The 14,845-nt window shown below is 36.2% G+C and carries 10 protein-coding genes; 1 reads left to right on the top strand and 9 read right to left on the bottom strand.

Annotated features, from left to right (window positions below):
• Positions 1-21: 21 nt before the first annotated feature.
• Positions 22-1,746 carry a tetratricopeptide repeat protein gene (locus tag NCC77_RS12600; RefSeq protein WP_250835881.1) on the top strand — a complete coding sequence of 575 codons (1,725 nt, stop codon included), beginning with the start codon at positions 22-24 and terminating at the stop codon, positions 1,744-1,746.
• A gap of 376 nt (positions 1,747-2,122) precedes the next feature.
• Here the strand turns inward: NCC77_RS12600 and NCC77_RS12595 are convergent, their stop codons facing one another.
• The 9 genes from NCC77_RS12595 to NCC77_RS12555 all read right to left on the bottom strand — a co-directional run bounded on the left by NCC77_RS12595 (position 2,123) and on the right by NCC77_RS12555 (position 14,845).
• Positions 2,123-2,569 carry an Imm44 family immunity protein gene (locus tag NCC77_RS12595; RefSeq protein ID WP_250835880.1) on the bottom strand — a complete coding sequence of 149 codons (447 nt, stop codon included), beginning with the start codon at positions 2,567-2,569 and terminating at the stop codon, positions 2,123-2,125.
• Between the two features lie 21 nt (positions 2,570-2,590).
• The gene (locus NCC77_RS12590) at positions 2,591-2,821 is read right to left on the bottom strand and encodes a hypothetical protein (RefSeq protein ID WP_250835879.1); all 231 of its coding nucleotides are present in this window, start codon (positions 2,819-2,821) and stop codon (positions 2,591-2,593) included.
• A 310-nt stretch (positions 2,822-3,131) separates the two neighbouring features.
• Entirely contained in the window at positions 3,132-3,626 is a 495-nt protein-coding gene (locus NCC77_RS12585; protein WP_250835878.1) for a hypothetical protein, read from the bottom strand.
• A 3-nt stretch (positions 3,627-3,629) separates the two neighbouring features.
• Complete coding sequence (locus NCC77_RS12580) at positions 3,630-10,130, bottom strand: RHS repeat-associated core domain-containing protein (RefSeq protein ID WP_250835877.1); 6,501 nt, start codon at positions 10,128-10,130, stop codon at positions 3,630-3,632.
• Positions 10,131-10,133: 3 nt separating this feature from the next.
• Positions 10,134-10,589, bottom strand: coding sequence for a T9SS type A sorting domain-containing protein (locus NCC77_RS12575; protein WP_250835876.1), 456 nt, complete (start codon positions 10,587-10,589; stop codon positions 10,134-10,136).
• Positions 10,586-11,752, bottom strand: a complete 1,167-nt coding sequence (locus NCC77_RS12570; RefSeq protein ID WP_250835875.1) for a hypothetical protein — start codon at positions 11,750-11,752, stop codon at positions 10,586-10,588. Before NCC77_RS12570 ends, NCC77_RS12575 begins: the two co-directional genes overlap by 4 nt.
• Before the next feature lie 8 nt (positions 11,753-11,760).
• On the bottom strand, positions 11,761-12,750 hold the full coding sequence (locus NCC77_RS12565) for a hypothetical protein (protein ID WP_250835874.1): 990 nt from the start codon (positions 12,748-12,750) through the stop codon (positions 11,761-11,763).
• A complete protein-coding gene (locus NCC77_RS12560) occupies positions 12,747-13,850 on the bottom strand; it encodes a hypothetical protein (protein WP_250835873.1) in 1,104 nt (367 codons plus the stop codon). Before NCC77_RS12560 ends, NCC77_RS12565 begins: the two co-directional genes overlap by 4 nt.
• Positions 13,847-14,845 carry a tail fiber protein gene (locus NCC77_RS12555; RefSeq protein WP_250835872.1) on the bottom strand — a complete coding sequence of 333 codons (999 nt, stop codon included), beginning with the start codon at positions 14,843-14,845 and terminating at the stop codon, positions 13,847-13,849. The genes NCC77_RS12560 and NCC77_RS12555 overlap by 4 nt, the downstream gene beginning before the upstream one ends.

Genomic DNA, 14,845 nt, shown 5'->3' with positions numbered 1-14,845 from the left:
TAATTTCAAATCCATTTTGCGATGAAATATAATTACTTTCTAATTGCTGTTTTTTTTCTTTTTATTTCCTGTAAAGACAAAAACACAGAACCCAAATCAGTTAAAGTCAGCGCTTCGCAAGGGTGCTATATTCCGAAAACGAACGATAAAGATTGGTACACCCAAAACAAGAAAGCGCCAAAATTTAAGGATCTTGATGGTGTGAATTTTAAAATTACAACCGATAATCCAGAAGCGCAGCAATACTTCAATCAGGGAATGATGTTGGCTTACGGATTTAATCATGCCGAAGCAGCAAGATCATTTTATGAAGCTTCACGTTTAGATCCGAATTGCGCTATGGCGTATTGGGGTTTTGCTTATGTTCTCGGCCCAAATTATAATGCCGGAATGGAAGAAGATAATTTTCAGCGTGCTTATGATGCGGCTCAAAAAGCTAAAAAACTTTCTGCCAAATGTTCTCCAAAAGAAATCGCTTTGATTGATGCTTTATTGGTACGTTATGCTAAAAATCCTCCCGCAGACAGAAAACCGCTTGATATTGCTTATGCCGAAGCCATGAAAAAAGTATATACTCAGTTTCCTGCAGATCCAGATATCGGCGCGCTTTACGCGGAATCTCAAATGAATCTCCATCCGTGGGATTTGTATGAAAAAGGCACTGGAATACCTAAAAAATGGACTACCGAAATACTTGCCGTTTTAAACAAATTGATTACAAAAAATCCGAAACATCCGGGCGCACATCATTTTTTGGTTCATGCTGTAGAAGCATCTTCACATCCAGAAAACGGACTTAAAAGTGCCAAATTACTAGAAACTTTAGTTCCAGGTTCGGGACATTTGGTTCATATGCCTTCTCATATTTACATTCGTACGGGAGATTATCATGAAGGCACACTTTCCAACATTGAAGCGGTTCGAATTGATAGTTTGTATTCCACTGCTTGTAATGCACAAGGCGCCTATCCTCTAGCCTATTATCCGCATAATTATCATTTTTTGGTGGCTACCGCTGCTTTAGAAGGAAATTCAAAATTGGCTTGGAAATCGGCACAGATATTACAACAGCATATATCTCCCAAAATCATGCGTGAAGCTGGCTGGGGGACTTTACAGCATTATTATAGCATTCCGTATTATATCGCTGTAAAATTTTCGATGTGGGATAAAATTATGGAGATTCCACAACCTGAAAAAGATCTCGTATACCCGAATGCTATTTGGCATTACGCCAAAGGAATGGCATATATCGGAAAAAATGATATTACCAATGCCGAAAAACAGCTTGCTTCTCTGAAGCAATTAGCAAAATATAAAACCTTAAAAGAGGTTACCATTTGGAATATCAATACCACTTATGATCTTGTTCAAATTGCTGCCAATGTACTTTCAGCAGGAGTTGAATTAAAAAAGAATCATTTAGATAAAGCCATCGTACTTTTAAAAAAAGCAATAGCAATCGAAGATCAGTTAAATTACAATGAACCACCAGATTGGTTTTTCTCCGTAAGACATTATTTAGGCACAGTTTTGCTTAAAGCTGGAAAATATGCCGAAGCAGAAAAAATCTACAAACAAGATTTACAAACGCTCCCAAAAAACGGCTTCGCCCTAATCGGACTTTATAATGCTTTAACTTTTCAGAAAAAAGTAAAAGAGGCTTTAAAAATTAAAACCTCTTTTGATACTGCTTGGCGGTATGCTGATTTTGAGATTAAGGATTCTTCTAGTATTTTGGAGTGATTTTTAAAAGCAATGAGCCCGATACAATATCGAGCTCATTCTTATCAAATTTAATTATAAATTCGTCCAAACTTTTGGGTGCAGTCTAGAGACATTTGCGCAGCTTTTCAATTTAAGTCTGGCACTCTTTGCAGAGCTAGGGGCATAAGCATTCTGATTTTATTGCCAGACAAAGGAACAATTAGATAAGACTTGCTACAAGTACAACTTTTACTGTACCCTACTGTACCCATTTATGATTTATTGAGAATTTCATTTTTTATTATTTACCTGATCCGCAAAACAAGAAACCCTCTGCCTATTTCAAGTTCTCTAGAAAAATTAAAAAAAAAGATGAACATTGCTGCTCATCCTTAAAATTGCTTTCTACTAATAATTATATAAAACCTTTTTCCTCAAAGTAATTTTCCAAATCTTTTTTAAAATTTATCAAATCGAAGTCTTTAATTTTAGATTTCATTGTTTCTATAATTTCTAATGATTTTAAAATTTCCAACGATAAATGTTTTTTAGCCTCGATCTCTGAAAAATTTTTAAATGTCTCAAAATCTAATTTTATGCTATACTCTAAACATTTTTCAACTTCATATTCAAATCCCTCACTTCTTATATGTTTTTTTTCTTTAGTATATTTTGGAGGTTTTGGCTTAAAAAAATTTTCAAAGATTGGGCTCACACATACAATTCCAATTACAATTTCCATTAAATCTTTTCCATATACTTTTTGTGTGAAAGATTTTTCCATCTCATCTGAAAAATCGATTAAAAATCTAGTTTCTTTTTTTATTTCCGCCGAAGTATATTGAGCTAAACCTAGTTTCATATATTATCTTATTAATTATTATTATCTAAAAATTGGATTTCCTGGAGGTCTCTCTCCATGTAACAAGAAATACCCATATATGTAATATTTTTCTTGAATTAATATTTCCATTTGATTTCCACCTGGAGGAAGAGGTATCATTTCCAAACCTTTTGCTTTAAGTGATTTTTCTGAATACCTGTTAGCTTTTGTTGTTTGCCCATATTTCCAAACATCTCCAACTTTCAAATTAATTGTACCGCCTGTATTCAAATTCGGATAAGGACCATTTTTTGTCGCGACTAATTCATAAACAAAACCAGAAGCCCCAAAGTTCGTCTTTTTATTCCCTCAATTTCACGAGTCATCTTTTCAATATAATCGCCTGAATAAAGATATGCCCCTGCAGCAGCAGCGGCAATTCCATATCCAACCCATTTAGGCTAAGCAGCATCTAATGGATCAGGGAGTCGGGCAAAAAAAAACGCAAAAGTCTAAAGAGACATTTGCGCTTTTTTTTCAAATTTAGAAATTACTCTTCGAAGAGCTCGGATTTATTCACTAAACTTAATAACAGTCGCTTTTACATCCTCTTATTGATTTCAAAGTACTCCCTTTCAAATTCAGTCGAATACTTTCTAAAAAAATCAGCTCCTTTTATAATAAATTCAACTGCTCCAACAGGAAACTGAAAAGATACAACAGGAACTTTTGATTCTTCATCATTCAATATCATTCCCAAAAGATGCTTTTTATCGTATTGCAACTTATACCATAATCCGGTCTCTATATCTCTCCAGCGAAATGATGGATAAAAATTCATTTTTTCTTCTATTTCAATATTAGTTAAATACTCCCATTTTTTCATTTTTATGCCAGCTACAATTTTAGTGTAAAAATAAAAGCTATATCCTGAATTTAAAATTTCATTAAAATCCTGAGTTTCTTTATTTAAATTAAAAACCCAAATTAAATCGCCTCCCAGATAATTTGGATCTGTATAGAAATATTGGAAATATCTGACTTCGCCATTCTCAATTACTTTAAATATATCGCCTTGCTTTATTCTTTTTGCCATGATTTATTGCTTTTTTATTCCGTATTTAATCCAGTTTTTTTCCGCTACTGCATTTATCTTATTATATAGTTTTTCCAATTTAAGAGAAATTATTTCTGTTTGTTCATAAAATTTAGCTCCGTAACGACTAAGACCGCTTTTATATAAAACTGGTTCTACATTATGTATCCAAGCTTGCTTAGCGGGATCTAGTAAATGCTGTTCAAATCTTGTTAAAAAACCTTGACCCGTTTTACCAACATACTCAATTGCCTTTGTTTCTTTATTTACCAGATGATATACTTCATAGGCTTTTTCACCAGCTTTTGCAAACAGCATGACCTCTGCTTCACCTGTAATAAATTCTAAACCTCCACTGCTCGCAATCATATAAGGATTTTCCGGCCTACCAGATAATAATCTTTCAATGAGAGGCTTTTTTTTCCATTCTTCATAGTCTTTCAAATACTGCCCATACTTAACCAAAGAGGAAGGTGCTTCTAATGACGTTCCATTGATCCCTAAAAGCGAATTATCAGTTTCTGGATTAACTATAGGTGCATATTGGCCAATACCATTTTGCTTATCTTTAGAACTGCCATAACCAAAATCTGTGGTTATAGTCGTGCTAAAACTGATTCCGGCATTATTTGATGCGGCATTCCAGTCTCCAGTCTTACTATACTCAGCATATGCTACGCCAAAATGGGCCACTCCAGCTCCAATTAAGACGGCTCCAGCTCCAGTTCCAACCCCTGTTGCTGACAGAACCGCGCCCACGACTATTGCCACCCCAGCGATTATGTCATTAAAATTAATTTTAAACTCCCCGCTAGGATCTGTATATTTTAGAGGGTTATTCAATACATAGCCATATCGGTTATAATTTTGGGTGTTTCCAGGATCCTGCACGTAATTATCCGGCTGCAGGAAACGGTGGAGTTTAGGATCGTACAGACGTCCATTCATGTGTATCAGGCCTACACTCTGCAGGTGTTCATGACCTGTATAGCCTCTGTCAAGAATAGTAAGACCGTTTAATGCATTACCGGCACCATCCTGCACTTTTACAATAGCCCCCCAAGCATCAAACTGTCTTTTTTCCAATACAGCTCCCGTCTCATTAGTTATTGCCAAGATGCTCCCCTGATAATCTCTATGCAAATATAAAATTTGTTCCTGTACAGCTCCTTCACTACTGTATGTTTTTTTATAAACAATCGAAGCTGAGTATCCGTCACCATCCGCATAAGTTACGAACTCAATTGCTCCTGTCTGCGTATTTTCTTTAATCTCCATATATCCTTCAGCACTATAATGCTTTCGGTAGGTTCGGGTTTCTTTGAGCCCTAAGCCTCCATAAAACATTACGCTGCGGCTATCGTCTGCATTATACACAAAGCTTATTTTATCTCCGCCATCTTCCACTATTTCAACCGGACTCTTAAAAGTGTTGTAGCTGACTGTCTGCAAGGGTCTGTTCTGATAATCAGTTGAGGCCTGAGCAGTCAGCGTTATAGAGGTATTTTGATGCTTTTTATCTGAGATGCCATAATTATAGGTTCCCAATCCGTTTGATTTAATCCGTCCATCGTCTTCATAGGCCTGATCTTCCTGCACACCCTGTGCATTAGGGTACTGTATGAGACGGTCTTGGCTGTCATATCCGAAATTTTCAGTTACATTTCCGAAAAGGCTGTTTTTACGCCACTTGAGATTCCCACGCTGAGTATCAAAATTGGTGCCTAATTCCATGATAAGGGACGTGCCTAAGGTATGCTTTACATTGGTGATATAGCCATAGGCATCAAAATCCCTGCTAATGGCAATTCCATTGCCCAGCAATGCCTTGGTGACCTGCCCTTGGGCATTTACCTCGGTCGCTTCCCAAAGAGTTTTCGTCTTTTGTCCACTCTTTAGCTCATATACTTTATATGCAAAGCCATTTTTGTATTCATTTTGCGTGCTATATGAACTTGTTTTTCCGTTTAAAGATGCCGTCTTGGTTTCTTTCTCAATCCTGCCCCAAGCATCATATTCTATCCTATTTGTAAAAACAGCACCATAGCCTGTAGTTTCGGTAACGCTTTCTAATCGTTTTTTGGAGTCATAAGTATAATCGGTAATAATTGTTTTTCCTGCATCTCCTCCATCAGTGTAAACAGTCTTTGAAAGCAGCCTGCTGTCTGGAGTATAAGAGTACTGGGTGGTGCTCTTGGTGTTAGCGCCTTCTATGGTTTTGGTTTCGAGTTTGCCCCAATCGTTCAATTTATAGGTTGTCGTGCCGTTTGGAGTGGTTTCTTTTGTACTTTCTCCGAGTTCATTATAGGCATATGCATAGCTTCCGGCAGAAGGATCTGTCAGGCTGGTCTTGCGTCCCCAACCGTCTTGCGACACAATTATTTTAGTGCCATTGTAACTGGTTTCCTTAAGATTTCCGTTTGCAAAATAGCTATAATTTATGGTTCCTCCTATTGGGCTCTCAACCATTGCTACCAAATTGCCCATAGCATTTTTAGTCCCCGTTTTGATCTGACCGGTGCTGCCATCCGTAACTGTAGTGGTTCGCTTATCATATTTTATAGTCGATACTTTCCCCCTATAATCTGTAATGCTTTCAGGACGCCCGTAAACGTCATACAGAGTTGTATTCCATAATGGCGCCCCCGTGTTGGCTTCGCTGACACTAAAGTTGCGGTCATAAATATCGTATTTGAAATCTACATAGGACATAACGCCGTGCACGCCTTTTATGCCTGTGCGTATTTTTCTGCCCAATTCATCAAATAGCTCTTCACTGTAAGAATCATCAGTGTTTCCGGTCAGCGTGATTTTGGCTTTTTCATTTTCGCGTATGTAGGCATAGGTATGCGTCTTGCCCAAATAATCCGTAACCACAGTTTTCTTGAACCAGGAATTATATTCGTAGCCCGTCAGCAGTGCATTGTTCCAAACGCCTAACTCAGTCTGTCTGTTTTCCGATTTAAGAGTCCCGTTAGGATAATACTCGAATGCCGTTTTGAACCCCTCGATTCCAGTGCTCTCTTTTAACAAAATGCCTGTCGGATCATACTTGAAACTCGTTTGCCTATCTGCAAGACCAGATGCAGATATCGTTTTTAATATCACGTTTCCGAAAGCATCATAGGCATTGGATTCTGTTATAGCGTTTGTATTGTTGCCCCATTTTTGGACTATCTTCAATAGATTGCTTTCAGACCCCGAACCGTATTGATAAATCTCTTTAGAATTCATGCTGTCTCCAGAAGCAGTTACGTTTTGGGTTTTACTTTTAAGCCTTCCTACCATATAAGGGGCATTTATCAGCGGGTCGTAAGCTATTGCAGTAGTACTGACTTGCTGGTTAACTCCTCCAGACCTAGTTTTAGTAATAATCTCTGTAGGATTATTAAAATCATCATATACAGTATTGGTTTCATTACTGGTGTCATTTAGAATATCATAATTATTTGATCGTACATTTTGGAGCTTGAATACTTTGGACGAAGACAGGCTAGATTCATAAAATGACAGAGATTTGCTTATCAGTCCGTAAGCAGGATTAGTATTTGTTTCTGTATAGCCATTAGCATCATAATCGGAAGTAACTTTAGCCGTAAAAGCATTCCCTGCTCCAGGTTTAATTACTGCGCCAGGGCTAAACCTAATACTGTTTGTTGCCAAAATGGTTTCGGTTGCCGTTCTGGCATTGTCAACCGTAATATGGCTGGCTCTAGGAATGTTTGGAGCAGGACTGCTTAATGCTGCTGAAGGGCTGACCATCCCCAGATAAGTATAATTCTCAACAGCAGCACCTCGCAGGTAAGGGTCAAACTTAGACACAGTGCTAATCGTCTGATTATCGCTTTCGAACCAATTGGTTCGCATTGAGGCGCGATATCCCATAAAGCCAAGCCCTTCCAAATTGGAGACTGCTCCAGCATAGGCAAACAGCTGCTTTTTATAAACCGAAGCGCTTAATTTCTCTAATTTAGTAACTACCTGTACAACAGGTGCGAATTCTATATCCACTGTCGGGTAATTTTCCAAATATCCGCTAGTGTAAATTGACATGCGATTCTCATTTATTGAAGATGTAGACAATGGCTGATAGGTAATCACTTCCCTAACCCCATTTCCTGTGGTTATAGTTCGCAGCAATTGGTCTCTGGCACTATCTTTATTAGAATTAAAATAAAATATCTTATTGTTGCCCAAAAATGCAATTTCCAAAGTTGGATTAAACGGTTTGCCATCGCTACGTATTCCTCTTCCTGTATATAAGAAAATCGGCAGTATGCCCTGATTAATATCTGCACTGCTTGCACTTAATGCCGAGGCTGAATTAGGATAAGAAAAAATGCCGCCTTTACTGCTAAAACATTCTATTTCTATTCGTCCTAATGATGTGGACAATTTAGTACCCGAAGCTCTAATTAAATCAGTCTTTCCATCTTTATTGTAATCGGTGGCAAAATAATTGTGGGTAGAATTACTTTCATTAGGATAATACCATACGCCATAAAAAGGGGTTTTCACAACAGTAGTGCCAGTCGATGTGTAAGTGATCCATGACATGGTCCTATTGTTTCCTTCGCCAGGAATCATAAAATCTGTTTTCCCGTCTCCATTATAATCCCCCAGAAGAGGAAAATTCGAATTTGAAAAAATTTGAGGATCACTGTAATCAAATAATAACACGAGCTGGTTGCTGTCATTGAGGGTATAGGCAGTTGCCTTCCCTTTTTCAAAAATCATAAAATCGGATTTTCCATCGCCATTTACATCAGCCACTTCTACTTTAGTAGCGGAAGTAATAATTGACGCCAACTCACCCGAATAAGTTAAGAAATTAGTCGTGTTATCCCTTTTTAAATCCACAAAATAGACTTTTTTCGAATATATCGTTTCAAAGCCTATATCATCACAATTTGAACCATCGTTATAAAATGCTTCTGTCAATTGCAGATCAATGGCTATTACATCGGTGAGGCCATCACCGTTGAAATCACCTGAAAGTATTTTTTTAGGAAAAATCTTCTCGCTATAATGCGAATTACAATAAAGAATCTCCTGTATTGGTACAGTAGGGAAATTAACCGTTTTTTCGTACTGGAAATAAATAGGTGAGACTGTTCCTGCAGAATAAATAGTGAAAATGTAATTTGCATCTGTTTTTTTTGCTACAGCCCACCCCTGTTTTGACCATAATTTATTATTCCAGGTTAGCCAGCTGACAGGAAAAATAGCCTCAAAAGCTCCTACTTTATGTTCAAAACCTATGTTATCTCCTCCGGAATTTATATCCGAATATAGCCAGTACTTTGACTTGGTATCCGGTCCTGTTGTAGGGTAGATTAAAAAATCCATTTTTTCATCTCCCCCAAAATCTCCAGAAACAGTGGCTGCGTTTTGAGAAGACACATTTCCAAGGTTTACTTTTGTAGTAATATCTGCATACGATATAGACTCGCTGGTGTTTTCATATGTGAACACTGTTGGATTATAGCTCCTCATACCATCTCCGCTTGATTCAAATACTTTCTCCAAACGCTGGTATCCTATAGAATTTGCAAGATATTTTAAATCATAATTCCTAAATCCAAGCCCATTGCCTTTTACTTCAATTCTTTCTAAAATTTTGTCATCTAGAATGCTCTGCCCCCCAATATAGGATTGTTCAGTCCGCGCTCGGACACCATAAATAAATTTAATTTCATTGATAGGCATTGCAGCTCCTAAAGCTCCGTACTTAATACTGGTTAGAATAATATTATTTTGAGCTTTAGCATAATTATATGAGATCCTTACACCCTGCGGGTTTTGCCAATAATTTATGACCCATGCTTTGATTGATTGCGATTCTAAAGCAGAACCATATTCCGCAATGGAACCATCAGGGTATTCCACTAAGAAAGAAGCCGGTCCATAATTAGCGCCAAGAGGCGATACGCCAATAGCTTTAATTTTTACATTGGAGAAATTCTCTGTTTCGTAAGCTGTATTTGCCCCACCATAAGACACACCAGTTTTTAGAATCAGGCGCTGTCCATCCAAGGCGAAACGATCGTTAGCGTCAAGATTTATTCCTCCGACGCTTCCATCATGAAATTTTGTTCTGGGAATCCTTGTTATGGCTGAGACTCCTGAAATGTTCCAGCCGTAACCTGCAATTCCATTTCCAGACTGGCTATTATAAACTAGATTTACCTCGGGCACCACACCATTAATTCCCGCTGGCACTGCAATAGGAATAGAATAGTTCGCTGCGCCGCTAAGCGAAACTGACAGCTGTCCTTCGGTGACACCTACTTCATTTGATGTTCCCGTCGGCCCAGGTATTGCGGCTAAACTTGACAAATTAGAAATTTGGCTATTATTTTCAATGCCACTAACTTGAGTTTCTTCCGCTTTATTGATTTTCTTGATAATAGTCACTCCTTCAACAGGTGTTCCTCCCAAGTCTTGAGCTGAAGCAAAAAAAGATAAACCGGTAAATAAAAATGCTAAGTAAAAATGCTTCATATATTATTGCTTGATAATTTTAATCGTTTTCTGTTCCCCGTCTTTATAGTTAAGAACTACTAAATAAACCCCTCTAGGATATTCTCCAAAAGAAATAATCTGGTTATCGGTACTTTCTGTTCGAGAAAAATTCTGCAGAACCTGGCCTGATATTCCGTAGACGGTAATGGAAGAAACCTTGTTATCGTTTATGAGCTCCCATTTTAGATAAAGCTGTTCTTTTACGGGATTTGGGTAATAGGAAATAACATCTTCTTTTGAGAATTTAAGCAGGTCGTCTTCGGTAACCGCTTCCATTTCTTTGGCTTCATCGACTGTTTTTCCTGTAGGGTTACAGCCTGAAAGACATAAGCTTCTCAAAATCTGATTTCCTGCCGAGTCATAACTGAAGGTAATTTTCTGCTGGGCATTTGAAAAGGCGCAGATGCCTAATAACAAAAGTGTAATTATTTTTTTCATGGTTTGTTTTCAAGTTTTTCTAGGCGTTTGTTTTGTTCCGAAATAAGTTTGTTTTGCTCTAAAACAAGAGTTTTAAGTTTTTCTGTTTTTTCCTCTTGTTCAATCATATAAAGTGTCAATTCTTCAATTTTCTTTAATAATTTCATATTCATTTCTGCCAACATGAAACCATTTTTTTCTATTTCTTGAGCTGAGGAAATTTCGGGTAAATGATGATTCTCTTCAACATATTCTTTAATTTCGTGCAATGGTTTTAATTTATAGTCTTTCGCAAAAACATAGTCTGGCCAATTCCAAGCACTAGCAGATTTCACTACAATTTCTTCACAACCAATAGTGCCTTTTACTGCTAACTTATTTCCATTTGAATTACTTGTACCGATAGAAACGTCACCAGTATTCCTATCAAAACTCATAAATTGCAGTCCTTGACTGGTTCCGTTTCTTCTAAAAATATCTAAATTTCCATTTATTGGATTATCATAGAATGCCCAACCATATTTGGCGTCAGTTGGGTTTACTGAATTCAAAACTGCTAAAAAGGGTGTAGAATTACTAGCTCCGTGATTAAGATATAAAGGAGTGCTTTCTCCAATAGCAACATCTCCAGTGTTTCTATTAAAACTCATGAGTTTTATTCCTTGTGAGGTTCCGTTTCTTCTAAAAATATCTAAATTTCCATTTGCAGAATTATCATAAAATGCCCAGCCATACTTGGCATCAGTTGGATTTACTGAATTCAAAACTGCTAAAAAAGGTGTAGAATTACTAGATCCGTGATTAAGAAACAGAGGGCTAATCTCTCCAATAGCGACATCTCCAGTATTTCTATTAAAACTCATGAATTGTATTCCTTGCGAGGTTCCATTTCTTCTAAAAATATCTAAATTCCCATTTGTAGAGTTATCATAAAATGCCCAACCATATTTGGCATCAGTTGGATTTACTGAATTCAAAACAGCTAAAAAAGGTGTAACGCTACTAGCACCCCGATTTAAAAAGAGAGGAGCGCCTCCTCCTACTGTCAACATAGCGTTTGGATTTGAATTTCCAATTCCAACATTATTATTCCCTGATAATCCTTGCTCAACTGGGATATAAATTTGTGCTTTTACAAACGATGTAAAAATTAGTAATGTTATAAGCGTTAATTTTCTATTCATGTATTAATTTATTTTTTTACAATTTTCGATAACTTCTCTAAACCTAATCTAAGTTCTTTATTCTCTTTTTTGATAATCTCCATTTCCTCTGCTCTCTTTGCATTTTCTTTATTCGCTTCAATCATATATAGTGTCAATTCTTCAATCTTCTGCAAAAGCTTAGCATTCATTTCCCCAAGATTAATTCCATTCTTCAAAACCTCTTCTTCACTTGGAATATTCTCTAAATGCCCTTTTTCAGCAATATGTTTTTCAACTTCTTCCAGTGTCGGCAATTTGTATTCTTTTTTAAATACAAAATCAGACCAGTCTGTCATATCTACTTTTACCTCTTGTGAATGTATAGTTCCTTTAACATCAAGTTCATTCTTTGGATTTGTCGTACCTATGCCAACATGGCCATTAGACTGAAAAGTCACTTTTGCTTCATTCCCAATTAAACCATCTGAACCTCCAAAACTTAATAATAATTTCCCTTGATCTAATGAGTTGTTAGGAATCCATACAAATCCAGCATTCTGGATTCCATATCCTGCAAAGCAAAGTTTCGAAGAGGGCTGTCCTGAAACCGCAAGAGGATCTCCAAAATAAATATGAGAGCCATCTATACCAGGATTTTTCTTAATAATCACACTGCCAATTCTCGTATTACCATTTGCATCTGTCATTAATAATTGTCCCCATCCTCCCCATTGTGAATCTAACGGATAAGCATTTCTATAAAAAATACCGTCATTGTTGAAATTTAACTGATGATTTTTACCCCCACTATTTTCAATACTTTCCCATGGTGAAAAAGTTAAATTTGTTGAATAAAAACCGCTTCCTGGTACACCAATAGTACTTCTTTCTTTAAAATCCGCTCTGATGGAATGACTTAAAAAATTAGGCGCGTCATTCACTGATCTGGTATCATTGATAGTTATTGTTGCCGCTGCTTGCGCATTAGAAATAGAAGTATATATAAATACTCCAAAAATCAATAGGATCTTTTTCATTTTTGCTTAGTGTTAATCAATTCTAAAATTGTATTTTGAAATTCAATCTGATTATTTCTTAAAAGAGTATTTTCTTTTTTCATTTCAATCATGTACAAAGTCAATTCTTCAATTTTCTGAAGCAGTTTCGAGTTCATTTCCCCAAGACTAATTCCATTCTCTAAAACCTCTTTTTCATTAGGAATATTCTCTAAATGCCCTTTCTCAGCAATATGTTTTTCAACTTCTTCCAATGTTGGCAATTTGTATTCTTTTTTAAATACAAAATCGGACCAGCCTGTCATATCTACTTTTACTTCTTTGGAATGGATTGTACCGTTTACATCTAACTTGTTTGTTGGATTTGTTTGTCCTATACCAACATTACCTTTATTAATTGTTAAATAAGTCTCAGAATTGTTTCCCCATGATTGAATATTATCCAAAGGATCTCTTTCCCACCAAGTCTTAGTATCTACATTTGGAGTCTGAAAAGAAACGTCCACTGAAATACCATCATGGAGTCTTGAAGTATACCAATTATTTTGATTTCCATCTCTATATGTCCATAATCTATTTATAATTGTATTCTCACCAACATTTCCACTCCTTTGATCTATTAATTGAAAGGAATTTATAGTCGCTCCCAATGCTATAGGCTCATAGCTACTTATTGTACCAAACACATCAAGTTTCACAGCTGGATTTGTATTACCAATTCCTATATTTCCATTTGAATCAATACGCATTCTTTCATAACCGTATGTTCCGAAAACAATATTCCCCATCATATCTGGTACAGTAGAATATGCAGACAAATCAATATAAGTCTTGATTGGGTTTGTCCCTCCTCCTGCAGATAGTCTTAAAAATCCATCATCAGCACTATTCCAACCATTACTATAACCTCTAATTTCTCCATTTATCAATGTACCCGATGAAATAGGCGGTCTTGAACTAGCATTATTTAATCCTCCATTTACAGTAAGAGAACCAATAATTGTTAATTTACTAATAGGGTCTAAAGTTCCTATACCAGCATTTCCATTTGTTGGAAATGTATTTTGCGAAAAGCTTATTTGGAGAATAAAAGCAAATGGAATTACAATATACTTTTTCATTTTCTATCTTTCTTTAATATTTCAATTTCTTTTTTCATTTCAATCATATACAGTGTCAATTCTTCTATTTTCTGCAGAAGCTTAGCATTCATTTCTCCAAGATTAATTCCGTTTTTCAAAACCTCTTCCTCACTTGGAATATTCTCTAAATGCCCTTTTTCTGCAATATGTTTTTCAACTTCTTCTAATGTTGGGAGATTATATTCTTTTTTGAACACAAAATCAGGCCAAGTCCAGCCTGTCATATCAACTTTAACTTCTTTGGAATGGATTGTGCCGTTGACGTCTAACTTATTTGTTGGATTACTAATCCCTATGCCTATATTGCCAGTATTACTAATTATCATTTGATCATTCCATCCAGCATTGTAAGTTCCAAATATTATGGATTTAGAACCTCTAATTCCTAATTGCTGATCAACTTCTCTTGAAGTTAAATAATTAGTATCTCCCATATGTCCTAAGAATATACTTCCATTATTTTGCAAATCACCCTGAATATGTAATTTAGCTTGAGGGTCGGAGGTTCCAATTCCTATATTACCAGTATTACTAATTATCATGTGGTCATTCCATCCAGCATTGTAAGTTCCAAATATTATGGATTTAGAGCCTCTAATTCCTAATTGCTGATCAATTTCTCTTGACGTTAGATAATTAATATCCCCCATATGTCCTAATAAAATATTTCCATTATTTTGCAAATCACCTTGAATATGTAATTTAGCTTGAGGGGCGGAAGTTCCAATCCCAACATTTCCATCATTCCCCCTCACATAAAGGATATCATCACGATGACCACTTCCTGTGTGTGCTCCAAAACTTATATATCCTTTAGCTCCATCAAACCCCATAAATATTCTCGCCATATCTCCACTATTTATCCACGTATTATAAATATTGTCATTACTAATTTTAAGACTTCCAACATTAAAAGGGTTTTGACCAAAAATACTTTGTACCACTAATAAGGTCATTAATATTATTTTTTTCAT

The organism is Flavobacterium tyrosinilyticum, from assembly GCF_023656565.1.
Classification (GTDB): Bacteria; Bacteroidota; Bacteroidia; order Flavobacteriales; family Flavobacteriaceae; genus Flavobacterium; species Flavobacterium tyrosinilyticum.
The sequence above is the reverse complement of the archived record's forward strand: the minus strand, read 5'-3'. Positions and strand labels throughout refer to the sequence as shown.